25 protein-coding genes are annotated in these 26,645 nt (G+C 57.8%); 21 read left to right on the top strand and 4 right to left on the bottom strand.

Annotated features, from left to right (window positions below; all coding sequences use genetic code 11):
* The first annotated feature begins 3 nt into the window (after positions 1-3).
* From SKTS_RS00830 to atzF, 7 genes are all read left to right on the top strand, one after another.
* Positions 4-846 carry an ABC transporter ATP-binding protein gene (locus tag SKTS_RS00830; RefSeq protein ID WP_173058943.1) on the top strand — a complete coding sequence of 281 codons (843 nt, stop codon included), beginning with the start codon at positions 4-6 and terminating at the stop codon, positions 844-846.
* Positions 843-1,592, top strand: coding sequence for a creatininase family protein (locus tag SKTS_RS00835; protein ID WP_173058946.1), 750 nt, complete (start codon positions 843-845; stop codon positions 1,590-1,592). The genes SKTS_RS00830 and SKTS_RS00835 overlap by 4 nt, the downstream gene beginning before the upstream one ends.
* Positions 1,593-1,608: 16 nt before the next feature.
* Positions 1,609-2,967: a type III glutamate--ammonia ligase gene (gene glnT / locus SKTS_RS00840; protein WP_198420407.1), complete on the top strand. Its 1,359-nt coding sequence runs from the start codon at positions 1,609-1,611 to the stop codon at positions 2,965-2,967.
* 14 nt (positions 2,968-2,981) lie between these two features.
* On the top strand, positions 2,982-3,710 hold the full coding sequence (locus SKTS_RS00845) for an urea amidolyase associated protein UAAP1 (RefSeq protein ID WP_173058950.1): 729 nt from the start codon (positions 2,982-2,984) through the stop codon (positions 3,708-3,710).
* A gap of 11 nt (positions 3,711-3,721) precedes the next feature.
* The gene (locus SKTS_RS00850) at positions 3,722-4,363 is read left to right on the top strand and encodes an urea amidolyase associated protein UAAP2 (protein WP_173058953.1); all 642 of its coding nucleotides are present in this window, start codon (positions 3,722-3,724) and stop codon (positions 4,361-4,363) included.
* A 67-nt stretch (positions 4,364-4,430) separates the two neighbouring features.
* Positions 4,431-8,054 (top strand): urea carboxylase, encoded by a 3,624-nt coding sequence (gene uca / locus SKTS_RS00855; RefSeq protein ID WP_173058955.1) that lies wholly within the window; start codon positions 4,431-4,433, stop codon positions 8,052-8,054.
* A gap of 3 nt (positions 8,055-8,057) precedes the next feature.
* Positions 8,058-9,857 (top strand): allophanate hydrolase, encoded by a 1,800-nt coding sequence (atzF, locus tag SKTS_RS00860; RefSeq protein ID WP_173058958.1) that lies wholly within the window; start codon positions 8,058-8,060, stop codon positions 9,855-9,857.
* Between the two features lie 432 nt (positions 9,858-10,289).
* Here atzF and SKTS_RS00865 read toward each other — a convergent pair whose 3' ends face one another.
* A complete protein-coding gene (locus tag SKTS_RS00865; protein WP_173058961.1) occupies positions 10,290-10,670 on the bottom strand; it encodes a hypothetical protein in 381 nt (126 codons plus the stop codon).
* Between the two features lie 809 nt (positions 10,671-11,479).
* Here SKTS_RS00865 and SKTS_RS00870 point away from each other — a divergent pair.
* Both SKTS_RS00870 and SKTS_RS00875 read left to right on the top strand, forming a co-directional pair.
* Complete coding sequence (locus tag SKTS_RS00870) at positions 11,480-11,908, top strand: hypothetical protein (protein ID WP_173058964.1); 429 nt, start codon at positions 11,480-11,482, stop codon at positions 11,906-11,908.
* 12 nt (positions 11,909-11,920) lie between these two features.
* Complete coding sequence (locus SKTS_RS00875) at positions 11,921-12,346, top strand: hypothetical protein (RefSeq protein ID WP_173058967.1); 426 nt, start codon at positions 11,921-11,923, stop codon at positions 12,344-12,346.
* A gap of 97 nt (positions 12,347-12,443) precedes the next feature.
* Here SKTS_RS00875 and SKTS_RS00880 read toward each other — a convergent pair whose 3' ends face one another.
* Both SKTS_RS00880 and SKTS_RS00885 read right to left on the bottom strand, forming a co-directional pair.
* Positions 12,444-12,662 (bottom strand): DUF2188 domain-containing protein, encoded by a 219-nt coding sequence (locus SKTS_RS00880; protein ID WP_173058970.1) that lies wholly within the window; start codon positions 12,660-12,662, stop codon positions 12,444-12,446.
* Positions 12,663-12,808: 146 nt separating this feature from the next.
* Positions 12,809-13,831 (bottom strand): IS1595 family transposase, encoded by a 1,023-nt coding sequence (locus SKTS_RS00885; RefSeq protein ID WP_173058973.1) that lies wholly within the window; start codon positions 13,829-13,831, stop codon positions 12,809-12,811.
* Positions 13,832-14,058: 227 nt separating this feature from the next.
* Between SKTS_RS00885 and SKTS_RS00890 the strand changes: the two genes are divergently transcribed.
* From SKTS_RS00890 to SKTS_RS00900, 3 genes are read left to right on the top strand one after another with little or no spacing between them, the layout of a single operon-like run.
* Complete coding sequence (locus tag SKTS_RS00890; protein WP_173058976.1) at positions 14,059-14,277, top strand: DUF6471 domain-containing protein; 219 nt, start codon at positions 14,059-14,061, stop codon at positions 14,275-14,277.
* Positions 14,278-14,331: 54 nt separating this feature from the next.
* Positions 14,332-15,072, top strand: a complete 741-nt coding sequence (locus tag SKTS_RS00895) for a DUF5131 family protein (protein ID WP_173058979.1) — start codon at positions 14,332-14,334, stop codon at positions 15,070-15,072.
* 5 nt (positions 15,073-15,077) lie between these two features.
* On the top strand, positions 15,078-16,352 hold the full coding sequence (locus SKTS_RS00900) for a three-Cys-motif partner protein TcmP (RefSeq protein ID WP_173058982.1): 1,275 nt from the start codon (positions 15,078-15,080) through the stop codon (positions 16,350-16,352).
* Positions 16,353-16,359: 7 nt separating this feature from the next.
* Here SKTS_RS00900 and SKTS_RS00905 read toward each other — a convergent pair whose 3' ends face one another.
* Positions 16,360-16,752, bottom strand: coding sequence for a hypothetical protein (locus SKTS_RS00905; RefSeq protein WP_188200234.1), 393 nt, complete (start codon positions 16,750-16,752; stop codon positions 16,360-16,362).
* Between the two features lie 116 nt (positions 16,753-16,868).
* Here SKTS_RS00905 and SKTS_RS00910 point away from each other — a divergent pair, with 116 nt between their 5' ends.
* From SKTS_RS00910 to SKTS_RS18870, 9 genes are all read left to right on the top strand, one after another.
* Positions 16,869-18,713, top strand: a complete 1,845-nt coding sequence (locus SKTS_RS00910) for a site-specific DNA-methyltransferase (RefSeq protein ID WP_173058985.1) — start codon at positions 16,869-16,871, stop codon at positions 18,711-18,713.
* Positions 18,710-21,256, top strand: a complete 2,547-nt coding sequence (locus SKTS_RS00915) for a DEAD/DEAH box helicase (RefSeq protein WP_173058988.1) — start codon at positions 18,710-18,712, stop codon at positions 21,254-21,256. Before SKTS_RS00910 ends, SKTS_RS00915 begins: the two co-directional genes overlap by 4 nt.
* 451 nt (positions 21,257-21,707) lie before the next feature.
* A complete protein-coding gene (locus tag SKTS_RS00920) occupies positions 21,708-23,297 on the top strand; it encodes an AAA family ATPase (RefSeq protein WP_173058991.1) in 1,590 nt (529 codons plus the stop codon).
* Between the two features lie 3 nt (positions 23,298-23,300).
* Positions 23,301-23,807 (top strand): 3'-5' exonuclease family protein, encoded by a 507-nt coding sequence (locus SKTS_RS00925; protein WP_173058994.1) that lies wholly within the window; start codon positions 23,301-23,303, stop codon positions 23,805-23,807.
* On the top strand, positions 23,800-24,237 hold the full coding sequence (locus SKTS_RS00930; protein WP_173058997.1) for a hypothetical protein: 438 nt from the start codon (positions 23,800-23,802) through the stop codon (positions 24,235-24,237). The genes SKTS_RS00925 and SKTS_RS00930 overlap by 8 nt, the downstream gene beginning before the upstream one ends.
* Positions 24,238-24,258: 21 nt before the next feature.
* On the top strand, positions 24,259-24,417 hold the full coding sequence (locus tag SKTS_RS00935; RefSeq protein WP_173059000.1) for a hypothetical protein: 159 nt from the start codon (positions 24,259-24,261) through the stop codon (positions 24,415-24,417).
* On the top strand, positions 24,414-24,881 hold the full coding sequence (locus SKTS_RS00940) for an HAD domain-containing protein (protein WP_173059004.1): 468 nt from the start codon (positions 24,414-24,416) through the stop codon (positions 24,879-24,881). Before SKTS_RS00935 ends, SKTS_RS00940 begins: the two co-directional genes overlap by 4 nt.
* Before the next feature lie 147 nt (positions 24,882-25,028).
* The gene (locus SKTS_RS00945) at positions 25,029-26,054 is read left to right on the top strand and encodes a hypothetical protein (RefSeq protein WP_173059007.1); all 1,026 of its coding nucleotides are present in this window, start codon (positions 25,029-25,031) and stop codon (positions 26,052-26,054) included.
* Positions 26,051-26,578: a hypothetical protein gene (locus SKTS_RS18870; protein ID WP_244617405.1), complete on the top strand. Its 528-nt coding sequence runs from the start codon at positions 26,051-26,053 to the stop codon at positions 26,576-26,578. Before SKTS_RS00945 ends, SKTS_RS18870 begins: the two co-directional genes overlap by 4 nt.
* Positions 26,579-26,645: the final 67 nt, after the last annotated feature.

Consider the following 26,645-nt stretch of genomic DNA (forward strand, 5'->3'; position numbering starts at 1 on the left):
ACCATGACCACAAAAATCCAGATCAGCGGCGCCGACAAGGTTTTCACCACCAGCAAGGGCGAAGTCCATGCCCTGCAACAGGTGGACCTCGACATCGGCGCCAACGAATTCGTCACCTTCGTCGGCGCCTCGGGCTGCGGCAAATCCACCCTGCTGCGCGCCATCGGCGGGCTGGAACAGCTCAGCTCGGGGTCCATCAAGGTGGACGGCAAGCCGATAACCGGCCCGGGCGTCGACCGCGCCATGGTGTTCCAGCACTACAGCCTCTATCCCTGGCTGAAGGTGATGGAGAACATCAAGTTCAGCCGCAACCTCCGGGTCAACCGTGAAAACATCACCTCGGCCGACGTGGAGCGCGCCTCCGGCCGGGCCGACGCCCTGCTCGGCCTGATGGGCCTGGGCCACGCAGCTGGCGCCTATCCCAACCAGCTCTCCGGCGGCATGCAGCAGCGCGTGGCCATCGCCCGGGCGCTCATGCCGCGTCCCGACATCCTGCTCATGGACGAGCCTTTCGGCGCGCTCGACGCGCAGACGCGCGAAGTGATGCACGACCTGATCCGCCACGTGTTCAAGCTGGAGAAAGCCACCATCGTGTTCGTCACCCACGACGTGGAAGAGGCCATCTACCTCGGGCAGCGCGTGGTGCTGATGGCGCCCCGTCCCGGCCGCGTGGACACCATCTACGACGTGCCCCTGCCGGCGGATCGCAACCAGGAGATGAAGCTGGCGCCGGAGTTCCTGCGCCTCAAGCGCGAGATTCTCGACCGCATCCGCGAGACTTCCGGCATGAAGACCGACCTGGAGCTGCTGGAGCGCCTGTCGCGAGAAGCGGAGGAAGTGCAATGAAACCCGTGCTGTGGCAGGAACTGACTTGGGAAGACGTGGCCGCCCTGCGCGACCAGGGCATCACCATGGCCATCCTCCCGGTGGGCGCCACCGAGCAGCACGGCCCCCACCTGCCGCTCGGCGTGGACACCCTGTCGGCCGAGGCCGTGGCCCTGGGCGCTTCTGCCGCCACCGGCATCCCGGTGCTGCCGACCCTGGCCTACGGCTGCTCCCTCGGCCACTCGCCGAAGTGGCCGGGCACAATTTCCCTGCGCCCCGAGACCCTGTCCCGCCTGGTGCTGGAAATCGCCGAATGGCTGCAGGCCGCCGGCTTCGAGCGCCTGCTGATCCTCAACGGCCATGTCACCAACTGGGCGCCGCTGCGCTGCGGCCTGGAGAACATTCGCCACACCTACCCGCACATGCGCGTCGCCCTGCGCTCGCTGTGGGATGTCGCGCCCGAGGCGCGCCGGCAATACCACGCCGACGCAGAAAACTTCCACGCCAACTGCGCCGAGACCTCGCTCATGCTTTCGCTGCGCCCCGACCTGGTGCGCATGGACAAGGCGGTGGACGAGCCGGACCGCTCGGCCCATTGCTTCTTCGCCTACCAGGTGTGCGACGAAAGCCGCCACGGCGTGGTGGGCAGCCCCTCCGGCGCCACTCCGGCGCAGGGCGCCAGCCTGCTGCAACAATGCGTGACGGCCCTGAGCGCACAGCTCAAGGCCGCCCTGACCGAAAAGACCCCGCTGGAAACCCAGCCCTGACACAGGAGTATTTGCCATGAAAATGAGTTCCCCCATCGTCGACGCCGCCAAGGCCAAACTTGAAAGCGCCGGCGTGAAGTACGCCCTCGCCAGCTACGTCGACATGCACGGCATCAGCAAGTCCAAGATCGTGCCGCTGTCCCATTTTGCCCAGATGGCCGCCGGTTCCGAGCTGTTCACCGGCGCCGCCCTGGACGGCGTGCCGCAGCAGGTGAACGACGAGGAAGTGGCCGCCCACCCGGACCTGGATTCCCTCGCCGTGCTGCCGTGGAACAAGGAAATCGCCTGGTTCGCCAGCGACCTCCACCTCAAGGGCGCGCCGTTCGAGGCCTGCTCGCGCGGCATCCTCAAGAAGGTGCTGCAGGAGGCCACCGACCTGGGTTACCGCTTCAACCTGGGCATCGAGACCGAGTTCTTCGTGCTCAAGGACAACCCGGACGGCAGCTTCGGCCCGGTGAGCGAGCGCGACACCCTGGCCAAGCCCTGCTACGACGTGCGCGGCTTCCTCGACAGCTACGGCTACCTGGACGAGCTGGTGCAGGCCATGGACGGTCTGGGCTGGGACGTGTATTCCTTCGACCACGAGGACGCCAACGGCCAGTTCGAAACCGATTTCATGTACGCCGACGGCCTCACCATGGCCGACCGCTTCACCTTCTTCCGCCTCATGGCCAACGAACTCGCGCACAAGCGCGGCTGGTTCACCACCTTCATGGCCAAGCCGTTCGGCAACCGCACCGGCAGCGGCGCCCACTACAACATGTCGTTCGCCGACCTGGAAACGGGCGAGAACCTGTTCGTCGACCCGAGCGACCCCCACGGGCTGAAGATGTCGAAGCTGGGCTACCAGTTCATCGCCGGGGTGCTCAAGCATGCCCAGGCGATCTGCGCCGTGATCGCCCCGACCGTCAACAGCTACAAGCGTTTGGTGCGCCAGGGCAGCATGTCCGGCTTCACCTGGGCGCCGGTGCACGTCTCCTACGGCAGCAACAACCGCACCAACATGCTGCGCGTGCCGCTGGCCGGCGGCCGGGTGGAATGCCGCGCCGTGGACATGTCGTGCAACCCCTACCTGGCGGCGGCCATGATCCTCGCCGCCGGGCTCGAAGGTATCCGCGAAGGCCTCGATCCGGGCGCGCCGCACGCCGAGAACATGTACCTCTACTCCGAGAGCGAACTGCACGACCAGGGCCTGAGCTACCTGCCGCGCACCCTGGGCGAGGCGGTCGATGCCTTCGAGGCCGACCCGCTCGCGGCGCAGGTGATGGGCCCGCTCATGGCCAAAACCTTCGCCGACTTCAAGCGCCGCGAATGGCTGGATTACCACAACAGCGTGTCGGAGTGGGAAATCAAGCGCTACCTGAAATTCTTCTGATGGAGGATGCATCCATGACCACTCAATTTCAGCCCGAGCTGGCGCTGTGGGAAGACACTCTGCCCGGCGCCGCCCACTGGTCCTTCGTCATGAAGCGCGGCACCGCCCTGCGCCTCACCGACCTGGAAGGCGGCGCCAACCTCTCGGCCCTGTTCTACAACGCCGAGGAAAAGCTCGAGCGCTACAACATGGCGGACACGCTCAAGGCGCAGCACACCGCGCACCTCTCCAAGGGCTTCGTGTGCTATTCCGACATGGGGCGCGTGCTGTGCTCGGTGATCGAGGACAGCTGCGGCTGGCACGACACCCTCTGCGGCATGAGCGACGCCGCGCTGGTCAAGGCCAGGTACGGCGAAGCGTCCTACCAGGCCCAACGCAACGCCATGCACCGCAACGCCCGCGACAGCATGCTGATCGAGCTGGGCAAATGGGGCCTGGGCAAGCGCGACGTGGTGGCCAACGTCAATTTCTTCAGCAAGGTGAGCGCGGACGACGCGGGCAACCTGGCTTTCCAGCCCGGCAACTCGGCGGCGGGGGATTTCGTCGACCTGCGTTTCGAAATGAACACCCTGGTGGTGCTGTCCGCCTGCCAGCACCCGCTCGACCCGAACCCGGCCTACCAGCCCCGGCCGGTCAAGCTCACCGCCTGGCGCTGCGGCACCCCGGACGCGGCGGACCACTGCCGCAACTTCCGCCCGGAGAACACCCGCGGCTTCTACAACACCGAACTCCTGTTCCGCTGAGGAGAAGAAACATGGCTATCGTCGCAAGCAAACTCGACCCGAAAGAAGCTGTCTACGACTACACCCTGCCGGCCGGCGAATCCTGGCTGCATGAAGTGGAGCAGGGGCAGACCTTCCGCATCCTCGACCTGGAAGGCAACCAGGCCGTCGACACCCTGTTCTACAACGCCCATGACCCGGCGGAGCGCTACAGCGCGGTGGACACCATCCGCGCCCAGGGCAATATCTACCTCAGCGCCGGCTCACGCCTGCTGTCCAGCGAAGGCAACGTGCTGGTCATCATCAGCGCCGACACCTGCGGCCGCCACGACACTCTGGGCGGCGCCTGCGCGGCGGAGAGCAACAGCGTGCGCTACGCGAGCGACAAGAAATACATGCACAGCTGCCGCGACAGCTTCCTGCATGCCCTCGGCCACTGCGACTGCGGTATGGACAAGCGCGACCTCACCAGCAACGTCAACTTCTTCATGAACGTGCCGGTGACGCCCGAAGGCGGCCTGACTTTCGCCGACGGCATCTCCGCCCCCGGCAAGTACGTGGAAATGCGCGCCGAGATGGACGTCATGGTGCTGATCTCCAACTGCCCGCAGCTCAACAACCCGTGCAACGCCTACAACCCGACGCCGGTGCGTCTGCTGGTGTGGAACGCATAACGATGCAGCCGCGGGACGTCCTGCGGCCGAAAGCAACAAAGGCGGGACGACCCGCCTGGAGAAAAACATGTTTGAAAAAGTCCTGATCGCCAACCGCGGCGCCATCGCCTGCCGCATCATCCGCACCCTGAAAAAGATGGGGGTCAAGTCGGTGGCCGTGTATTCCGAAGCGGACGCCCACTCGCTGCACGTCACTCAGGCCGACGAAGCGGTGTGCATCGGCCCCGCGCCCGCCGCCGAGAGCTATCTGCGTGGCGACAAGATTCTGGAAGTGGCGCAGCAGACCGGCGCGCAGGCCATCCATCCCGGCTACGGCTTCCTCTCGGAGAATGCCGATTTCGCCGCCGCCTGCGCCCGCGCCGGCATCGCCTTCATCGGCCCCAGCCCGGAACAGATGCTGGCTTTCGGCCTCAAGCACACGGCGCGCGAGCTGGCCGAGCGCAACCGTGTGCCGCTGCTGCCCGGCTCCGGCCTGCTGTCCGACGCCGGCCACGCCCAGGCCGAAGCCGCGCGCATCGGTTTCCCGGTGATGCTGAAGAGCACCGCCGGCGGCGGCGGCATCGGCATGCGCCTGATCTGGAGCGCGGACGAGCTGGTGGAAGCCTACGCCTCGGTGGAACGGCTGGCCAAGGCCAACTTCAAGGATGCGGGCATCTACCTGGAAAAATACGTGGAAGAAGCGCGCCACATCGAGGTGCAGATCTTCGGCGACGGCAAGGGCAAGGTGGTCGCGCTGGGCGAGCGCGACTGCTCGGTGCAGCGCCGCAACCAGAAAGTGATCGAGGAAACCCCGGCGCCCGGCCTCAGCGACGCACAGCGCCAGCACCTGCTGGAAACCGCGGTGCGCTTGGGGCGGGCGGTGAGCTACCAGTCCGCTGGCACGGTGGAGTTCGTCTACGACGCGAGCAACGGCGAATTCTACTTCCTCGAAGTGAACACCCGCTTGCAGGTCGAGCACGGCGTCACCGAGCAGGTCACCGGCATCGACCTGGTGGAGTGGATGGTGCGCCAGGCGGCGGGCGACCTGGCGCCGCTCGACAGCTTCTCCATCGCGCCCAAGGGCTCGTCGATCCAGGTGCGCCTGTATGCGGAAGATCCGGGCAAGAATTTCCAGCCTTCCAGCGGCGTGCTCACCGCCGCCGATTTCCCCGCAGACGCGCGGGTGGACACCTGGGTCGAGCGCGGCAGCGCCATTCCGCCCTTCTACGACCCGATGGTCGCCAAGATCATCGTCACCGCCGAAACCCGCGACGCCGCGCTGGCGAAAATGCAGTCCGCGCTGGACGCCACGCGCGTGGCGGGTATCGAGACCAACCTCGATTACCTGCGCCTGATCCTGCGCGACCATGTGTTCGCCGAGGGACGCCAGACCACGCGCTACCTCAACGGCTTCCATTACCAGCCGAACACGCTGGACGTGCTCGAGCCCGGCGTGCAGAGCAGCCTCCAGGATTACCCCGGGCGGGTCGGCTACTGGAACGTTGGCGTGCCGCCCTCCGGCCCGATGGACGCGCTGGCTTTCCGCCTCGCCAACCGCCTGCTCGGCAACGCCGCCGATGCCGCCGGGCTGGAGCTGACCGTCGCCGGTCCGACGCTGCGCTTCAACAGCGACAGCGTGATCGCGCTCACCGGCGCCGCCATGGCGGCCGAGCTGGACGGCGCGCCGCTCGCCATGTGGCAGGCGGTGGCGGTGCAGGCCGGCAGCGTCCTGCGCCTGGGCAGCGTGCAGGGCGCCGGGTGCCGTGCCTACCTGGCGGTGGCCGGCGGTTTCGACGTGCCGGATTACCTCGGCAGCAAATCCACCTTCACCCTCGGCCAGTTCGGCGGCCACGCCGGGCGTACCCTGCGGGTGGGCGACGTGCTGCATTTCGGCGCGCCGTGTTCCCTCTCCCCCACCAACAGCGGGCGAGGGGAGTTCCTCGACCCGTCCCTGATTCCCGAATACTGCAGCGACTGGGAAATCGGCGTGCTCTACGGGCCCCACGGCGCGCCTGACTTCTTCACTGACGCCGACATCGAGATGTTCTTCGCCACCGCCTGGGAAGTGCATTACAACTCCAGCCGCACCGGCGTCCGGCTGATCGGGCCCAAGCCGCAGTGGGCGCGCACGGACGGCGGCGAAGCCGGGCTGCACCCGTCCAACATCCACGACAACGCCTACGCCATCGGCGCGGTGGATTTCACCGGCGACATGCCGGTGATCCTCGGGCCGGACGGCCCCAGCCTGGGCGGTTTCGTGTGCCCGGCCACCATCGTGCAGGCCGAGTTGTGGAAAATGGGCCAGCTGCGCCCCGGCAACACGGTGCGCTTCCGCCGCGTCAGCCTGGAGGAGGCCGGCGTTCTCGAAAGCGAACAGGAAGCCCTGATCGCCGATCTGGCACCGCCGGCCCTGCCGGTTTCGCCAGAACCGGCGGCACACAAGATCAGCAGCCCCGTGCTGCGCCGCGTGGCGGAAACGGCCGGGCAGGTGGCGGTGACCTACCGCCCGGCGGGAGACAAGTACCTGCTGGTGGAATACGGCCCGCTGGTGCTCGACCTCAACCTGCGCTTCCGCGTCCACGCCCTGATGGAATGGCTGCAGGGGCGCGACTTCCCCGGCATCATCGACCTCACGCCGGGCATCCGCTCGCTGCAGGTGCACTACGACAGCCGTGTGATGCCGCTGCACAAGTTGATGGAAACCCTGAGCTACGCCGAGGCCCGGCTGCCCGCCATCGAGGACATGGTGGTGCCGACGCGCATCGTGCACCTGCCGCTGTCGTGGGACGACCCATCGACGCGCCTGGCGATCGAGAAATACATGCAGTCGGTGCGCAAGGACGCGCCGTGGTGCCCGAGCAACATCGAGTTCATCCGCCGCATCAACGGACTGGACGACATCGAACAGGTCAAGGACATCGTGTTCAACGCCAGCTACCTGGTGATGGGCCTGGGCGACGTGTACCTCGGCGCCCCGGTGGCCACGCCGCTCGACCCCAGACATAGACTGGTGACCACCAAGTACAACCCGGCGCGCACCTGGACGCCGGAGAACGCGGTCGGCATCGGCGGCGCCTACATGTGCGTATACGGCATGGAAGGCCCCGGCGGCTACCAGTTCGTCGGCCGCACCATCCAGATGTGGAACCGCTACAAGCAGACCGCCGACTTCACGGACGGCAAGCCCTGGCTGCTGCGCTTCTTCGACCAGATCCGCTTCTACCCGGTGTCCGAGGCCGAACTGCTGAAGCTGCGCGAGGACTTCGTCGCCGGGCGCTTCCAGCTCAAGGTCGAGGAAACCACGTTCAGCCTCAGGGAGTACAACCAGTTCCTCGAAGCCAACAGCAGCGACATCGCCGCCTTCAAGACCACCCAGCAGGCCGCCTTCGACGCCGAACGCGAGCGCTGGGAAGCCAGCGGCCAGGCCGACTACGCCTCCGACGCCACGGTGGCGGAAGCCGCCGCCGACAGCGAGCTGGACCTGCCGCCCAACAGCCGCGCCGTGGCCAGCCACGTGGCTGGCAATATCTGGAAAATCGAGGTGGCGGAAGGCGACACGGTGGAAGCGGGCGATACCCTGCTGATCGTCGAATCCATGAAGATGGAAATCGCCGTCACCGCCCCGGCCGCCGGCAAGGTGCTGCGCCTGTTCTGCAAGGAGGGCAGCCAGGTGGCGGCGGGGCAGGATCTGCTGGTGCTGCAGGGGGAATAGGCCATGCAAGACTTTTCCCTCGACATCGCCAGCCTGCGCCGGCTTTACCTGAACGGCCAGCTCACCCCGCGCCAGCTGGTGGACGCGCTGCTGGCGCGGCCCGACGACGGCAACCCGGTGTGGATTCACCGCCTCTCCCCGGCGGAGCTGTACCGCTACGCCGACGCCCTGGCGGGCAAGGACCCGGCCGCCCTGCCCCTGTACGGCATCCCTTTCGCCATCAAGGACAACATCGACCTGGCCGGCGCGCCCACCACGGCGGCCTGCCCGGAATTCGCCTACCTGCCGGAAAAGAGCGCCACGGTGGTGCAGCGCCTGATCGACGCGGGCGCCATCCCGCTCGGCAAGACCAACCTCGACCAGTTCGCCACCGGCCTCAACGGCACCCGCTCGCCCTACGGTGCCTGCCGCAACGCCTTCGACCCGGCCTACATCTCCGGCGGATCGAGCTCGGGTTCGGCGGTGGCGGTGGCCACCGGGCAGGCGAGCTTCTCCCTCGGCACTGACACCGCCGGCTCCGGCAGGGTGCCGGCGGCGTTCAACAACATCGTCGGCCACAAGCCCACCTGCGGCTGGCTGTCGACCAGCGGCGTGGTGCCGGCCTGCCGCTCGCTGGACAGCGTGTCCATTTTCGCGCTGACGGCGCAGGACGCAGAACAGGTGCTGGCCGTGGCGGCGGGGTTCAACGAGTCCGACCCCTATTCCCGCCCGGCGCAGGGCCACGGCTTTGATTTCGGCCGCGCGCAGGCGTTCCGTTTCGGGGTGCCGCGCGCCGACCAGCTGCAGTTCTTCGGCAACGCGGAAGCCGAGCGCCTGTTCGGTGAGGTGCTGGCGCGGCTGCAGGCGCTCGGTGGCCAGCCGGTGGAGATCGATTTCGCGCCTTTCCTGGACGCCGCCCGCCTGCTCTACGAAGGGCCGTGGGTGGCGGAGCGCTACGCAGCCATCAAGGATTTTTTCGACAGCCAGGCCGACAGGATATTTCCCCCGGTGCGCGACATCATCGCCGGAGCCAGCCGCTTTTCCGCCGCCGATGCCTTCGCCGGGCAATACCGTTTGCGCGCGCTGAAGCGCGAGGCCGACCGGGTATGGGACACCATCGACTGCCTGGTCACGCCGACCGCCGGCACGATCTACCCCATCGCCGCCATGCAGGCCGACCCGATCCGGTTGAATGCCAATTTAGGCTATTACACCAACTTCATGAACCTGCTGGATTACGCGGCGACCGCCGTGCCGGCCGGGTTCCAGGCGGATGGGCTGCCTTTCGGCATTACCCTGGTGGCGCCTGCTCATCAGGATGGTCCGCTGCTGCGCCTGGCAGGCCGCATGCAGACGGCTGTTGCCACGCCGCTGGGTGCCACCGGCCTGCCTCAGCCCGAGTCTTCTGCCATCAGTCTCCTGCCTTCTGGCCAGGTGCGGGTGGCGGTAGTGGGCGCACACCTCTCTGGGCTGCCGCTCAACTGGCAGCTTACGCAGCGCGGCGGGCGGCTGGTGGCCGGCACCCATACCGCGCCCTGCTACCGTTTTTACGCGCTGCCGGACGGCAAGCGGCCGGGGCTGGTGCGGGTGGCGGAAGGGGGAGCGGCTATCGAGTGCGAGGTTTGGGAGCTGCCGGCCAGTGAGTTTGGCTCTTTCGTGGCGGGGATTCCTGCGCCGCTGGGGATCGGGAAGGTGGAACTGGAGGATGGGAGTACGGTGAACGGGTTTATTTGCGAAGGGATTGGAATAACGGGTGCGGTGGACATCACCGGGTTTGGCGGGTGGCGGGCTTATCTTCGGCAGCGGGATGGCGCGGGGGCATAAGCGCGGCGCAGCGTCCAGTGATCGGAGGGGGCGGGTTGAGCGCCTGGAGCAGCCCTTTAGAGAGATAAAATGACTGCCGCCATTTACTACCTAATCAACCTCCATGCCGACCACAACGACCAAAGTCCAAGCAATAAAAATCCGACACTACCCAGGATGAAAAAAGTAGCCCACATGTCAAAGCTTAGTGGATCGCTTGTTCGAGATACTAGCCTTACTGAAGCACGCCAACCAACTTGAAGAATGCCGCTTTCTTCTCCCTCAGAATAAATGTTCCACAACCCCAGGGCACCAGCGAACGCGAGTGCTCCAGAGAATAGATATGTTCGGACGGTAGGTGGTTGATGGGCCATTTTAAGGAGTAACGCTCAACGTGTGAACTCAGGGGCACGAAACCGGCTTGCCGGCGAAGCGTCCCACTGGAGCGGCAGGTTAGACAGACTTGTCTTCGATTTGCCCACTAAATCCCTCCCGCTCATACCTGCCCTTTGCCTTTGCTCTCATTTCATTGAGTTCTACGCGAGTGATGATGCCTGAGGCAACCTGCTCTTCAAATACCCTGTCTAGCTCCAGACTTTGCTGTTCTAAGGAAAGTCCTTTGAACTGACGATCCCAACGAGTCATGAACCATCTGCGGTAAGCAATCAAACCAACAGTAATGAAGACTAACAACGCCAGGAGACTTAACCCCTTACTATCGTTGGAACTGAAACCAAGCTGCTGGAAGAGGACATACAGAAACCCTAAGCTTGTGCTCAGAGCGAGGAACCAACCGACTTCGGTATGAGTGGGTAATCTCGGAAAAAGCTTCATTGGCGGGAGGTCTAACAGTTAATCAACGGACCGAACGGTCAGTACTGTTGATAATAATAAGGCGTGCTGATTTTTCATAAGTCTTTGATTCATTGAAACTCCATCAAATTCAACTGTCCGTATATGACGTAATAGTACAGACAGATAAGATTCGTGTCCTCAGTAAACCAGATCGAATGTAATTGACCAGTGGGTTAATCGAATCAATTGGTTCAGCCACGATTGATCCGAGTCCGGTAGTGTTGCGTGCGCTTCGCGCGCTTGATTGATTGCCGGGGGCAGCCCGGCAGCTGGTTACTTTATTTTGCTTGCCCAAAATAAAGTAACCAAACAAAAGGGCCCCCCATCCACCGCCCCTTCGGGGTCCCCTGCGCTGCTCGTCAAGCCGGGCGGCTGCGGAACTCGCGCTTTGCGCTCAGACAGTCCTCGCCGACTACCCCCGGCTTGCCTCCGCTGCTCGGCGGTGGACCGAGGGGAATTCGGGGCAGTACCACGTTCTTTCTTTAAATCAGTGGTTGTGGCGCACCACCCGCTTCCCCTTCTGCGCCGCTTCGGTTTGGTCAGCAAATTGGGGGCAGTCGGCTGCGCCTTGTCTGAGCTCCGCGACAGCCCACGTTTTGTGTGGGCTGTTAGGGCGAGTTGCGCAGACGCCCAATTTGCTGACCAAACCGAAGGTACCCGAAGGGCGGCGCAGGGGGTCGCCTTTTCTTGGTTACCTTCTTTTCGGAATTATGTAGCAACCGCACAAAGATAATTCGGCCCATTTCCGTAGAATCTCCCTATCAAGAAATATTGAAATGGGAAGATATATGGGACACACCTACGCCATATCCGGGCTAGTCGGCAAGCGTTCCGAAATGGCCGGAATGATCGAGCACCACCAGAAGGAAATAGAGCGCCTTCGGCAAGGCTTGTACCAGATCGACGCCGCGATCCGCATCTTCGATCCCACTTATCGTATCCGATCTATCAAGGCGACGGAATACCGTCGCTATAGCCGCATCTTCAAGAAGGGCGAATGCTATCGGCTCTGCCTGGACGCGCTGCGCCGTGCAGATGGCGTGCTGAGCACCACGCTCATCACCGAGATGATCATGCACAAAAAGGGATTGACGCACGAACAGCAAACGACGATCACGGACAGCGTGAACAACTCACTGCGCTTTGCCGAGCGCCGGGGCATCGTCCAGCGCGTCGGCATGGATGGCGTCAGCATCCGCTGGAAGCTGGCAGACTGAGGGGGCAACATCATGGCTCAATCTATTGTTGTCTCCGGCCTGGTTTCCAAACGTGCTGAGTTGGTCGGCAGGTTGGAGCATTACGCTCAAGAGGTTGACCGGCTGGATGCCGAACTCCGGCACCTGGACGCAACGATCAAACTATTCGCGCCGGAAATGGACTTGCGCACTTTGCCGCCCAAGCGGTTTGTTGAGACGAACCGGATTTTCAGGCAAGGCGAGAGTAACCGCTGCATGCTTGAGGTGTTGAGAGAGGCTGGCGGGAAACTCAATACGCAGCAAATTGCTCAGCGTATCGCGAAAAAGAAGAATCTTGATGAAGCCAAGGTTAAAGCCGTGCGCGACACCATTCTGGATACCCTTCGCCGCGCCGAGAAGAAAGGCGTGGTTCGCCAATCTGGAAAGGAAGGAATGGCCTTGCTTTGGCAATTGGTCTAGCCTTGTATAGCCAATGACTACGCCGCTAAAGCGGCAAGTCATTGGCTATACTGCCAACCTTCACAGATTGGTGGGCGACACTCTGCCGGTCTTGCCTCTATGGCTTCCGCCACTTGTCTGGATTCCCAGTATTGGTATTTCGGACGCGCTCAACGTGAACGGCTGCATCTGGGTTTAACTCTTTTGCACGCTCGATTGCTTCCGCCTGTGTCGGTGCGACCGCGCTAGCCCTTTCAGCATTCGGCTTGCGGACGGCATAATCGCCTTGTGGTCGGCGTTCTACAAAAAGGTTATTGCTATCTTTCTTGTCGCTCATATCAACTCCTTTGATGAAGTTACTTTGTTACAAACAAGATCACCAATGTTTGGCATTCAGCAAAGCTAAATACCCCCCCCACGGCGAGTACATTAAAATTACTATATATGGTAGTTCAATGCAAATTATTTACTATATGTATATGGCTAGGCAGCCAGCCGCTCCGCCAGGCGCTTATTCCCTTGCCAGTACCCGCAGAAGTCTCGTGATGTACCCGTGTGGGCGCATTTCGTCATGATGTCGGTGAAGATTTCGCCGTTGGGTGTGCGGCGCGTATCTTCACGATATGCAGCCTCATTGGCATAGTTTGCCAGGTACAGATTGCCGAACTTGTGCATCTGGCCATATTGCATGCGGCGAAAGCGTGAGAAGAAGGACTCCGCCAAGTTATTGGTCGTGCCATCGTCAGCGCGGTACTCGATGCTGTGATTCACGCGGCGAGTATCGAACTTGGCGTGAAGCGGGTCGTAGGCGTTGGATTCATCCGCGCAGATCATTGAGCCTTTCTTCACAAATTCATCGGCCAACTTGCTCACGTCGGCCTGATTCTCGGCCTTGATGATGAAGGTCAGGGTTTTGTTGGAGCCTTTGATTTCATTCTCCGCCGTTTCCACTTTCTGGCGCATGACGAACACGCAGCGCTTACCGGGTTTCTGGTGGATGGCGAGGCGGCGGTCGATGCGATCTTCTTTCTTGTTCTTGGGGCGGATATGCCCATTCACGTAAGCACCGTCCATGTGCACCTCCCCGTTCAGGGGTGCAGCATCCCGGTGTTCCATCAGCGATTCACGAATCTTGTGCGCCAGCACAAAGGCAGTCTTGTACTGGACTCCCAGGTCGCGGCTTAACTGCAGGGCGGAAATTCCTTTCACGGCGTTGGTGTAAATGGCGATGGCCGCCAGGTACACGCGCAGCGGCAGCTTGTGAAAGGCAAAGATCGTGCCGCTGGTCACGGAGAACGTGTGATTGCAGTCCTTGCAGCGCCATTGCTTGCGGGTGTGCTGGAAATAGTGCTTGCCGACCGTGCCACATACCGGGCAAGCCACTTCTTCACCTTCGCCCCAGCGCACTTCCCTGAACAAGGCAAACGCCTGATCGTCAGTCAATTCCATGACTTTGCGCACGGAGAGGGTGCGGGCTTTGGCAGAGAGGAGGAAGTGCTGTGACATGCTTATCATCGTTTACGATATGTTGTTATCTCAAATGATATACTATGTTCATCGCTTGTCAAGATAATAATATCGTGTATGATTATTTATATATTGTTTAACGTGGTGCAATAGGTGTTCAACCCAACGCAAATAGTCAATGCCCATCAGTATGAAATGTCGAAAGGCTCATGCCGTGAGCCTGTGGCAGCAGATACTGTAAAGATAGCCCTGATGGAGGGCGCCTCATGAGCCAGGATTGGGAGCGCAAGGTGAAAGGCATGCTCAAGGCAGAGCTGAAACGCCGAGATGTCACCTACCAACAGTTAGCAGAAAAATTGGCTGTGATTGGCGTAAGCGAAACTCCAGAGAACATTGCCAACAAGATTAGCCGAGGGAGATTTTCTGCGGTGTTTTTGGTTCAGTGCCTGGAAGTGATTGGCGTGACGAATGTGCGTCTGGATTAGCTTTTTGAAAACAATGATGACAACAGAACATGACCCTATTAGGGGAGCATTTTTATGACGACAGTAAGCAAAATCGAGTGGACGGAACGAACCTGGAATCCGACTGTTGGATGCACCAAGGTTTCTCCAGGATGTAAACACTGCTACGCCGAAGGCATGGCGGCACGCTTGCAGGCCATGAAGACGCCGGGCTACGAGCGCGGTTTTGAACTGACCCTGCTGCCGCAACGGCTTCAAGATCCGTTGAAGCGCAAAACACCTACGACATACTTTGTGAATTCGATGTCAGACTTGTTTCATGAGGATGTGCCGTTCGCCTATATCGATCAGGTATTCGAGGTGATCGCCCAGGCCAAGCAGCATACCTTCCAGATATTGACCAAGCGTAGCGCGCGCATGGCTGAATATTTTCAGGGCAAGACGGCTCCCTCCAATGCCTGGATGGGTGTGTCCGTTGAAGATCGGCAATATGGTGTTCCCAGAATTGATCACCTTCGCCAAGTGAATGCTGCTATCCGCTTTCTATCTGTCGAGCCGTTGCTGGAGGATGTCGGCACGCTAGACCTCACTGATATACATTGGGTGATCGTGGGCGGTGAATCCGGCCCAAAAGCACGTCCTATGATGTTGGAATGGGTAGACATCATTCGTGAGCAGTGCGAGACTGACGGTGTGGCCTTCTTCTTCAAGCAGTGGGGTGGATGGGGCGCTGACGGCGAAAAGCGTGCAAAAAAATATAACGGTCGAGAATTGCATGGACGTACTTGGGATGCGATGCCCGCAATACAACAGTGATATAGATGTCATCCGACGATAAATATCTTTGGCAAATTGGTTCGCCGCCTCCTATTCTGGATCGGCATAGCCAAACAAAACACAATATCGTTGAGGAGTACGTCAGACGGTATGTTTTGACACTAATGGCTCCGGCAAACATCCCCGAGCTTCGTCTATCCATCATCGACGGCTTTTGTGGAGGGGGTTGTTACCGAACTGAAGAGGGTGGAATTGCAGACGGCTCCCCCCTTTTGATGATGCGGGCGGTACGCGAAGCCCGGATGTTCCTTAATCAGGAACGGCGAATTCCGCGCAACGTCAATGTGGAATATTCCTTCATCGATATTCTGCCGGATACGACCAAGCATCTACAATATTGGCTGGATGCAAGGCGCGCTGAAAACGCTATCGATCTGATCGATCACAAGCAAACTGAAATCATCACCAATGATTTCCTTCAATCACTTCCATCTCTTGTCCAAAAAATTCAGCAGCGCAAGATGGGGGAACATGCCCTGTTTGTGCTCGATCAATACAGCTACAAAGACATACCGCTACCAGAGATAGCGAGCATCCTGCGTACCCTCAAGGGCGCTGAGGTTGTCATGACGTTCAACGTGGACAATCTGACCACGTATTTATCAAACCATGCCGCCAATCGTAAATCAGTAGAAAACATAGGGCTGGACAAACATATTCCTTGGGCCGATCTGAATATGCTCAAGGCCACGCAGAAACGCGAGTGGCGCCAATCCTTACAGCGGTATCTTGCGCACGGTATCAAATGCGAAACCGGGGCGAAGTTCATGACCCTGTTTTTTGTGAAACCGCATGGGTTAAATTCATGGGGCTATTGGCTAATCCACTTATCGAATCAATACCGTGCTCATGCAGTCATGAAATCGCTGCACTGGGAACATGCCACTGAATTCGGACATGAACTGGAACCCGGCGTTTTTGTGCTTGGCTACAACGCAAACAAGGATGCCGACTACACCAGTCAACAGACTTTTGAATTCGCGGGTACTGCCTCGAAAGAAGCCTGCATCGATGGGGTGCGAGAACACTTTGGGCAAACCATATTTCAACTCAACAAACCCACTCGGTTAGCCGATCTATTTCAGAATTGCGTGACCAACTCCACTGCCGCAGAAAATCACCTGATGGAGGCTGCTCGCCAGTTGCATGCCAGCAAAAATATCATCATCGTTTCTAAAGATGGCACTGTCCGGCGAAATAACAAAACTTACAGTCTTAGTGACGTGATCGAGCCATCGAAACAAATTATCTTGATTTAACTGAATATCACGACGACCAACACCGTTGGATGGAGAATATCAATTGGGAGAACATTTTGACTACAAACCAGCAGCCAGCAGCCAGCAGCCAGCAGCCAGCAGCCAGCAGCCAGCAGCCAGCAGCCAGCAGCCAGCAGCCAGCAGCCAGCAGCCAGCAGCCAGCAGCCAGCAGCCAGCAGCCAGCAGCCAGCAGCCAGCAGCCAGCAGCCAGCAGCCAGCAGCCAGCAGCCAGCAGCCAGCAGCCAGCAGCCAGCAGCCAGCAGCCAGCAGCCAGCAGCCAGCAGCCAGCAGCCAGCAGCCAGCAGCCAGCAGCCAGCAGCCAGCAGCCAGCAGCCAGCAGCCAGCAGCCAGCAGCCAGCAGCCAGCAGCCAGCAGCCAGCAGCCAGCAGCCAGCAGCCATTAGGTAACGACCCTCAAAAAAGTTCCGCCCTCCGCGCAAAAAAATACGATCATTTATCGAAGGAAGAACTGCTTGCGCTGCTCTATAAGCGCGATGCCTCTCGCAAACTCGGCCTAGTGTGGGAACGCGACGAGATCGAGCATGAGCGTTCCCTTAACGACGATTTCGTAACCCTCGAACTCGACGAAAGTCTTTCCGTCGGTCAATCGCCATTCGAAAACTTCCTGATCGAAGGCGATAATTTCGACGCCCTGCGATACCTGCACATCGCCTATAAGGGCCGGGTGAAGTGCATCTATATCGACCCGCCTTACAACACCGGTAACAAGGATTTCGTCTTTAACGACACATTCGTTGAAAAGGACGATGGCTACCGCCATTCCAAGTGGCTCGAATACATGTACCGTCGCCTCTTGCTGGCGAAAGATTTGCTGGCCGATGATGGCGTTATTTTTGTCTCAATCGATGATATAGAAAACGCCCATCTGGCCTTGCTGATGGATCAGGTCTTTCCTGGTATGCGGGTAGGAACCTTTGTATGGCGTCGCCGCAGTGGCGCCAACGATTCCAAAGATTGGTTTTTGAGTGTCGATCACGAATACGTCCTGTGCTATGCAAACAAGGATTTCACCTTCGCAGGCACCACCAAGAATCTCAGTTCATACTCCAACCCAGATGGTGATGATCGCGGCGATTGGGACAGCGGCGATCTCAATAAAGCGCACAACTTCAAGCAGCGTCCGGAAGCTTTTTATCCGCTGCACAACCCTGCGACAGACGTTTACTACGCCTGCGATCCGGGCAGCGTTTGGCGGTTCGCCACGAAGGCTAGGCTTTTCAACGGTAAGAAAATCCGCACAAAGCCAATCGAGCAAATGATTGAGGAAAAGCGCGTGCTGTGGCCAAACGACGACCAGTTCGTGATTTACCAATCCGTCGCGGAAATCGAAGCGGCCATCCGTGATGGATCGGCCCCAAAAAATCTACAGATGTACCTGTCCATGAACGACCTGAAACAACAGGTAGCCAACGGCCAAGCCCCGGAACGTTTACTGAGTTACATTGAACCTTTGGATGCTTGGGTGGGCCGCAAAATCGGTTACGGCAAGCCCCGTTACAAGCGTTTCGCCAAAGAGCTGAAACGGATCGAGCAGCCAGTATCAACCTGGGTACTTCCGTCATCAATGAAAAAGACGGATTTGGAAGCTCTCGATCTTTCAGAAGTGACAACCTTCGAAGTCGGTTTCACAAGCGAGGGTACAAAGCTGCTTTCACAAATACTGTCCAACAAGGATTTCGCCTATCCAAAGCCCATGAGCCTGATCAAGGCGCTGGTGGGTCAAGCCACCGACAGTGAGAGTGGGCACATCGTGATGGACTTCTTCGCCGGCTCTGGAACGACTGGGCATGCCGTGTTAGCCCTTAATGACGAGGACAACGGCAACCGATCCTTCGTCTTGGTATCGTCCACCGAGGCCAATAAGGATGAGCCAGCCAAGAACGTGTGTCGTGACATTACCGCTAAACGTTTGCGCGCTGCAGTTGAGGGTTATTCCTATCGGGCCAAAACAAAAACCAACAAAGTGGGTGGCCTGGGCGGCGAGTTCGCGTACATGCGAGCCAACCGTATACCGCGCGAAACGCTGGCCATCGACATCCGACATGATCAAATCTGGTTCGTGTTGCAGCAGATGCATGCGAACTCAATTTCACCATTCAAGAACGAAACGCCTATCCAGATATTGGAAGGCGATGAGATTGGCCACGACATCCTGTATGTGCCCCAGTTGAATCAAGAAGCCATTGATGCCTTACGCACCCGGTTCGACACCACATTAAAGCCATGCATCGTATATTCCTGGCAACCGGGCGTGGTGCGCCAGCGTTTCAACGAAAGCCAAATGAAGGTGGAGAAAATCCCTGATTACCTGATCGAACGTTTTGGGAGGGTCGATCTGTGAGCACACAAACCGTCCTGAAACGCTTTCAGCAAGAAGCGGCGGACAACGGCACCGCTATTCTTCGAACTTGCCTGACGGAACTCGCCAAGGTGCGCGGCACCGCTAACTACGCGGCCAACAAAAAACTTATTGTGGCCGATGTGGGCGCCTTACTTTTCGAGGCTCCGACCGGCACGGGCAAGACACTGATGGCGGGCCATGTTGCGGAGAATATTTCCCAACTCCACAACATCGCGGGCTTGCCCAAGGTCGTCTGGTTCTGGATCGCCCCGTTCTCCGGGTTAATCGACCAAGCCATCCGAACCATTCGCACTGAATTCGACACACTACGCCCCAAGAATCCAGCCACTGACCGCGAGCCCACCGACCTGAAATCGGGCGACGTGTTTGTCACCACATGGGCCAGCGTGGCCGTGGCCAACGAAGCCAGTCGCAAAGCTAGAACCAGCACGGAGGTCATGCCATCAGTCGATGATTTGGTGGTCTACGCACGGGCACAAGGATTTGCCATCGGCGTGATTATTGATGAAGCGCACCACACTTTCCGTGGAGCCACGCAGGCGTTTGCGTTTTACAAGGAGGTGCTGTCACCCGAGTTGACCATCTTGGCCACTGCCACGCCGCGTGACAAAGATATTGAGACATTCACAAAAGCTACCGGTATCACCAACCTCCGCCGAATCACCGTATCCCGTCAACAGGCAATTGATGACCGCCTGATCAAGGAAGGGGTGAAGGTTGCGGTGTTCAAAGCTCCCAATGATGTGCAGAGCCTGATTGACTTCAAGCGTACCGCCTTGAAGCAAGGCGTAGCAACACACAAGAAGTTGAAGCAAATCATCGCCGAGGCTGGACTCACCGTGACCCCCTTGTTACTGGTTCAGGTAGATAGTGAGACAGGTTCGGTCGAACAAGCCACACAATGGCTGAAAGAGCTTGGCTTTCGAACTGATGGCGACAACAGCTTGATCCGCTCACACACCGCCGACGAACCAGACCCATATTTGTCCACAATAGCTGCTGACGAATCTGTTGAGGTACTCATCTTTAAGTTGGCCGTAGCCATCGGCTTTGATGCGCCACGAGCATTTACCTTGGTGTCTTTCCGTCCCAGCCGTGACGAAGATTTTGGCGTGCAGATTGTGGGCCGTATCCTGCGGGTTGATCGGCGACTGCAGATCGTAAAGAATCTACCTAACCAGCTAAATAACGGCTATGTATTCTTGTCTGACAACACCGGGCAAACGGGCCTGACTAGTGCCGCCCAGCGCATCAACGCCGTAAAAACCGAGCTGGCATCAGTTACGACCAACGTGGCCATTGTTTCAATCGGCGGCGATGAGCCTGCGGCACAATTAACCCAGCATGGTCAAACCACGTTTCTAACCAGTAGCGGCCATGTGGGCGCTGCTGATTTGGGTGCAGATTCATTTACCTTGGGTGAAGAGATTTCCGGGGGGCGAGCAAGCTCAGCCATCGGTGGTCTTTGCGGCAGCCCGAGCCTTCAGGATGCTTTATTCGGCGAGTGGGGTTTGACCGTTACGGCGGGTTCCAATTCAACACCGACCTCCAAGCCAGGGCCTGCGACGGGAAATTTCTCTTACCCACTGCGTTCCGATTTGGGGGCACCAAGGTCATTTCATCGAGCCATGTTGTCGCTGGAAAGCACCGATATTGTGAAGGAGATCGTGGGGCGCTTTCGCTTCGACGACGATGCGTTGCTCGTTGCCCAGCAAAACGCAGCCAAGATCATCATGGAAGAGGTTGAGATTTTCGGAAACCGCAAAGATCGTCCGGAAGAGATTCGAGCGGAATTGGCGCAAAGGGAAATTGATGCCCGAGCCCAACAGGCCCTGTTCAAAGCGGACGATTACGACGTTATCGATGTGCGCGTGTTGCACCAAGCGTTAATGGCTCAACTAACGAAAGAGATCGAGCACCGGGGAATCGACCACCTCTTCGACACTGACGCAAAGGTCCGTTCCGGCCTGCACAAAATTTTGGCTCTGCGCCCCTTGCAGTTGAAGCGGGCCATTTCCGAGGCCGTTGCCAATCACACCGTCAGCGAAGAAGCCGATCCCATCCCGTCGGAAATGCGGTCTTTTATTGCGCTTGATCCGGCACGCCTCAACCTCTATGGCGTATTCCCGGATGACCTGAATACATGGGAGCGCCCATTTGCAGAACATTTAGACGACGACCTTACTGGCACGGTGTTGTGGTGGCATAGAAATCCGCCACGCAAGCGCTTCTCTGTAGGCATGCCATTGCCAGGCCAACCCGATTTTTATCCAGATTTCATCGTCGGCGTGAAAGACAGAACACGTGGAAACGGTATTCTACTAATGGAAACCAAGCGAGTAATCAACGACCAAGAACGCAACGCATTAGTGAAGGCTCAGGCCGAGCATCCCGACTATGCCAAGGTTATGATGATTTACTGGGAAGAAAAGCGGGACTGGCAAATTGTGGAATACGACCCAAGAAACGACAAAAATTATTTAGATCGTGTCCTGCGCCCAGAGTTAATGGTGACATATTGATTCAATGATAAGCAAATAACCACAGGCGATTCCAAAACTTATCACTAGAGCCAATGCAAGTTCCCCGTGTCATGTGCGTCGCTTTGGCGACGCACATTTCCTCCGCACTGCCGCCATCGAACTCAACAACATATATGCGAAAGCAATTCGCCATATGCTCCTCCCCTAATCTCCGCTTCCTGCAATCAGCATAAATAATTTATTGGCCTTCTCATCCTGGCTCATTCAGTGAGCCAGTTGGGCTTAATAATAAGCTCATGGTGGACGAAACAGAGCGCCTATTTTTTGTTGGCCTGCCGACAGAAAATATTTGTGCCGCGTTCATCAATACGCTTGGTGAGATGACCACATTAAATAATGTGCATGCACGTGAACTGTACGCGCGGGCAAGTAAACAGGTTTGCAGCCCTTCACCGGCCTTAACCTAAACAAATCCGAAAGGAGATTCGTTATGGCTAAAAGTTATTCCAGCACCGGCTCGCCGCCCAGGCCAAAACCCTCGTTTGTTGATGGTTTTGAGCTTGCTGTTTTTGATCACTCGCGCTTGCTTCTCCCTTGTGCCCTTGTCACTGAAATCGCGGACGCACAGGGCCGGGAGCGGGAAGAGATCGCGGAAAAGGCGAAAGCCAAAAAAGCATCCCAAAAACCGCAGCCCTTTGACTACCGCGACCGCGCAAGTGGCGGCGATCTGGCCTGTATCCGCGCCGGCACCGAGCACGACCTGGAAGACGCTCAAGCGCTGGCCGTCAAAATGTTCAAGCGCACGAAATCCACATTCGACAGCGTTACCCTCGATTTCTCGCGTGACCTGTTTGTTGCCGTCGCCCTTTATTTTGTGTATCAGGAAAAGCATTGCACCTTTCCGCTCATGCTCGATTTTCTCACTGACAAGGCATGGGAGTCGGGACTGCAAATGCTTTGTGCGCTCGTAAATGGCAGTGGTGAATCGCCCGCAGCCACCAAATTCCTCTCGGATTTCCATTCCGGCACCCGAAAACTCGGTGAAAACACGGAAAGCATGATCCAGCGCTGTGCAATACACTGGCGCGTCGCCTTTTCGCCGGTTGGCAAGCTCCCGAAGCTCAAGAAAACTGTGCGCGCAGTCCCGATCTTCCACCCGGAGGCTGTTGCCAAAGCACTTACTATGGTTGGCAATTTGCGTGAAGAACGCCGCGCCGGAGGCGAGCGCGTGTTAATGAACGCTCAGTACAATGACGGCCTGCGTACAGTACCGGACGCAAGGCAGGCAGGGGCAAAGTTGGAAGACGCCAAGAGCCAATTTGAGAATCTGGTGGAGCCCATCGCCAGGTTGCAGACCGATCTTGTCCTGGCCAGCGCCATGCGCCCGGAAGATTTCCGCATCACGCCGATTCTTCTTCTCGGAGATCCCGGCATCGGCAAAACCTTTCTGGCCATGCAACTGGCGGACGCCCTGGGTGTCAGTACCGACAAGATCAGCGCAGGCGGCGCGCAAGGCGGCTTCCAGATAACGGGATCACATACAAGCTGGCACACCGCCCGCCCCGGCTCATTGTTTTCCCTGCTGGCCGAAGGCAAGTCTGCTGCGCCGGTATTGGTGGTTGACGAAGTGGACAAAATCGCCAATTCGCAATATCCGGTTTTGCCGGTACTGCTAGACCTCTTTGAGCCGGATACCGCCGCCAACTTCAAGGATGAGTTTTTCGAAATGCAGTTCGACGCCAGCCGGGTAATTTTCATACTCACAGCCAATAGCCTGGAAGGCGTACCCGCACCTCTGTTGTCTCGGCTGGAGGTGTTCGACGTGCCGCGCCCGGAGCCTGAGCAGCGCTTGCGCATCATCGAGGATGCGGCTCGGCATTTGCGCCGGAAAACCAAAAAGCCGATTGAACTCGACAGGGACGTTTGCGAGCACTTGGCCGACCGCGTAGACCTCGACTTGCGCAAAACCACGCGCCTGATCAAAGAGGCTTTTTCCAAAGCGCTGGCAGCCGGCAAAAAAACCGCTCGCTTCGAAATGCCTAAAAAAGAAGGACGCCGCGCAATCGGGTTCGGGTGCTGACACATGCTGATTTTCTTCGACACCGAATTCACCGAGTTAGGCATTGACCCACGCCTTATCAGCATCGGTCTGGTGAGCGAGGACGGGCGGGAATTCTATGCGGAAATGTCCGACACCTACCGGGCCGCTGATTGCTGCGCCTTCGTCCACGAAGCCGTCTTGCCGCATCTGGAAGGCAGCGAGGCGCTCATGACCATGTACGAACTGACCCTGCGCCTTGGTGCTTGGCTCGAAGACTTCGAACAGCCGGTAAAGCTTGCGACCGACTCGATTTCATGGGACTGGCCGTGGATACAGAAGATTTTTTATGTCACAGGCACATGGCCGGCCAATCTCGACGGCAAGCCGGAGGTGCTGTCCTTCAGCGCGGTCTTTGACGATGCCATGGAAAAAGCTTTTGCGGACGGACTGCGCCGGCACCATGCGCTCGATGATGCGAAGGCCAACCGGCTGGGCTGGCTGGCCTGGATGGACGCAACCAAGGATACCGGGAGTGGACAAAATGAGTGACGATGAGATTAGACACATATCTGAGATATTCCCCACCTCGCTGGATAGCATTATCACAAAAAGGCGTGATGAAATCGAACTGCACCTGACGACTGCTGCCGAAATTGAGGAACTGCAGACCGATATTTTTACCGATCACGAGAAAGACACGATTGACGACTGGCGGTTAATCACCATGGAGGGCCTACTTATTAACCAAAGGAGAATCATGCTGCTGGGTGACAGCAGAATCCTTGGGCACGCTTGGATTACCAGCCGGGTGCGACAAATCGACTTGCAACGCAACGTACTGGTCACAAGCAATTCCATTTACAAATTGGGCCTTAAAGGCGAAGGCGAGCCGAACATCCATCACCTCATAGCGGTGTGCGCAGCGCTGACACGCTGGGGTTCGGGCGAAGCCTTGGGCGTCACGCCTTTTTTCTATTGAAGTGAGCGGGGGAGAGGAAAGATGAGTAGTGAAAACAAAAAGACCATTGAAGACGCCCTTGAGTTCGCGGACAAACTGACGGAAGGCGCAACCTTCTATGCCGGCAAGTGGGATCTGGAAGTTGTGCTTGCCATGCTGGCAGCCGAAGTGCGGCGTCTGAGAAGAGAAAACAAGTCATGATTCTCTTCCTTGATTTCGATGGCGTATTGCACCCTATCCGGTGCGTGGGCGGTATTGACGAGCCGCTGTTTTCCCGCGCCTCGGCGTTATGGGAAATATTGCGTACCTGCCCCGATGTTGAAGTCGTTTTCTCTACCTCTTGGCGCGACCTCTACAAGTTGGATGAAATGGTAACGCTCGTGACTCAGGGCGGCGGCGAGGACTTGGCGCACCGATTTGTCGGCGCTACGCCAAACCTTGAAGCCGAAGGCTTCTATGGTCGGCGGGATGTGGAAATACAAAGGTGGCTAGACGCCCATAACCATACCGGGCCGTGGCTGGCTCTAGACGACATTTCTGAACTGTTCGCAGGTAGGGAAGGCGAAGCTGGTAATTATGCCAATCTGCATTTGGTCGACCACCACACAGGGCTGACCGACGCGGACGTGGTTGCGATCATCGCGAGAATGGAGAGGCTGTCGTAGTGGCGCACCACCAGGAACAAGATCGCCGGAGCCGTTTTGCGGTGACTCACGCCTAATCAGTATTTGAAGAACAGCGTCAAAAATACCAAAAGTACAATCTATCTCTCATGTCATAATTCTGCTTTTTTCAAGGGATTCCAACAAAAAATGAGCATTGAAAAAGCGCATGTTAGTTTCTACAAAATAACTCAATGTGCTTACTTCGCACGTGGTGATGAAACCTCATTATTTGGATCTGTTCAGGAAGTTCTTGAAGATTTGCAGGCATGGAGTGCCGGAAAAAAACTGATCGAGACCAAAGTCAGTGAGGTCATTGAATCCGACTCCAGCGGTAACACTTTTCTGCTGGATATTGAGACAAAGCAAGGAACTTGGCTAATCACTACGTGGAACGAAACGGCATCCACTGACGGGCAAGTGGCTTCAGTTCAGGGCGAGTCGAATGTTGGTGAAGCGGAAATTCACATGAACGGCATCGCTGAAGGAAGCATTCCTGGCTACGCCACATATTTTTGGGTCATTCCTACAAGAAATATTTTTGCGAGTATCCGTTTCCAACATCCCTACACAGCGCAAAAACCCTTTCGTGCTTACGTCAACAAATTCATGGAATGTCATGGAAGACATGTTGTTGTAGGCGACCCTGAGCCAGAATCCGATTACCCAATCCTTGGTTATATCAATGCGACAGGAGACGACCCTCGGCATGCATACGCACGATTCAGAACTGAGTTGTTACGTAACCCCGGTCAGAAGCAATTTATGCTCGACAATCTCCACAGAATTACGAAAATTGTTCGGAAGGAAACCCTGAATTTATCAGAGAGCGAGCACCTCTCACTCTGGCAAAAACTCTTACGACAGGCCAATCTATCTGCACCTCAAGCACTTCCGATTGAACCGCATATTAGTTATGACATTCCATTTCATCCAACAGTAGAAGATATCAACAATCTTTTTTTATCATGGGAAGAAAACACAGAGAGCGCATGGGATGACTTTGGAGTAAGGATTTCAGGCGATCAAAATATACACTGGGTTAGCCATACATTTGCCAGGAAAGAGTTCGAATTAAACATTGAGCGCGACAATCCTGAGGTCGTGAATTCAGAGTCATTGATCGATGCCGTGTTGAACAACAAAAATCATATTTTGGCCGTAGTTCCATCGTGAGAACTGTTACTGTCGTTTTGTTGTTTATTCTTTGGGCATCGGCAGTTGCTGGCGGCTACCTTTACGGGCAGAACGTTCCATTTTCAGAACAATGGCCCTTGTTTGAAGCTTTGCGGACAACGTCGGCAATCATCTTTGCCGTTGTCGGCGCTTGGCTCGCCATTGTTTATCCAGAGCGACTCCGTCTCAGCCTAAGCCCGCCGAACGGAGGCGGGCAAGCAAAGTCACAAAACAATATCGGCATACTCCTTTCCCCTGCGGTTAATTCGACGGCTGTACTTTGTATTGTTTTACTGGTCGGCGTTTCTGCACCACTCTTAAAGAGGGCAGACTTTGCCCATGCTTATATTTCAGAGTGGAGGGGATTGAGTTATGCACTACTTGTTGCACTCACGCTTTGGCAAGCATGGACAGTTATTCTTACTTTGGTTCCTGCTGATCTTATTTTGTCACGAGCCAATCAAGAAAATAGACGCCGTGAAGTCCTGGATGGGTTGGGCAAAACAAGCGTCAAAGCAAAGTAATGGGGTACTCTAACTTCCCTAGCCGGTTGCCACCCAGAGGCCCCGTGGAAATACGCATCCACTCTAT

It is taken from the genome of Sulfurimicrobium lacus (genome assembly GCF_011764585.1).
GTDB lineage: Bacteria > Pseudomonadota > Gammaproteobacteria > Burkholderiales > Sulfuricellaceae > Sulfurimicrobium > Sulfurimicrobium lacus.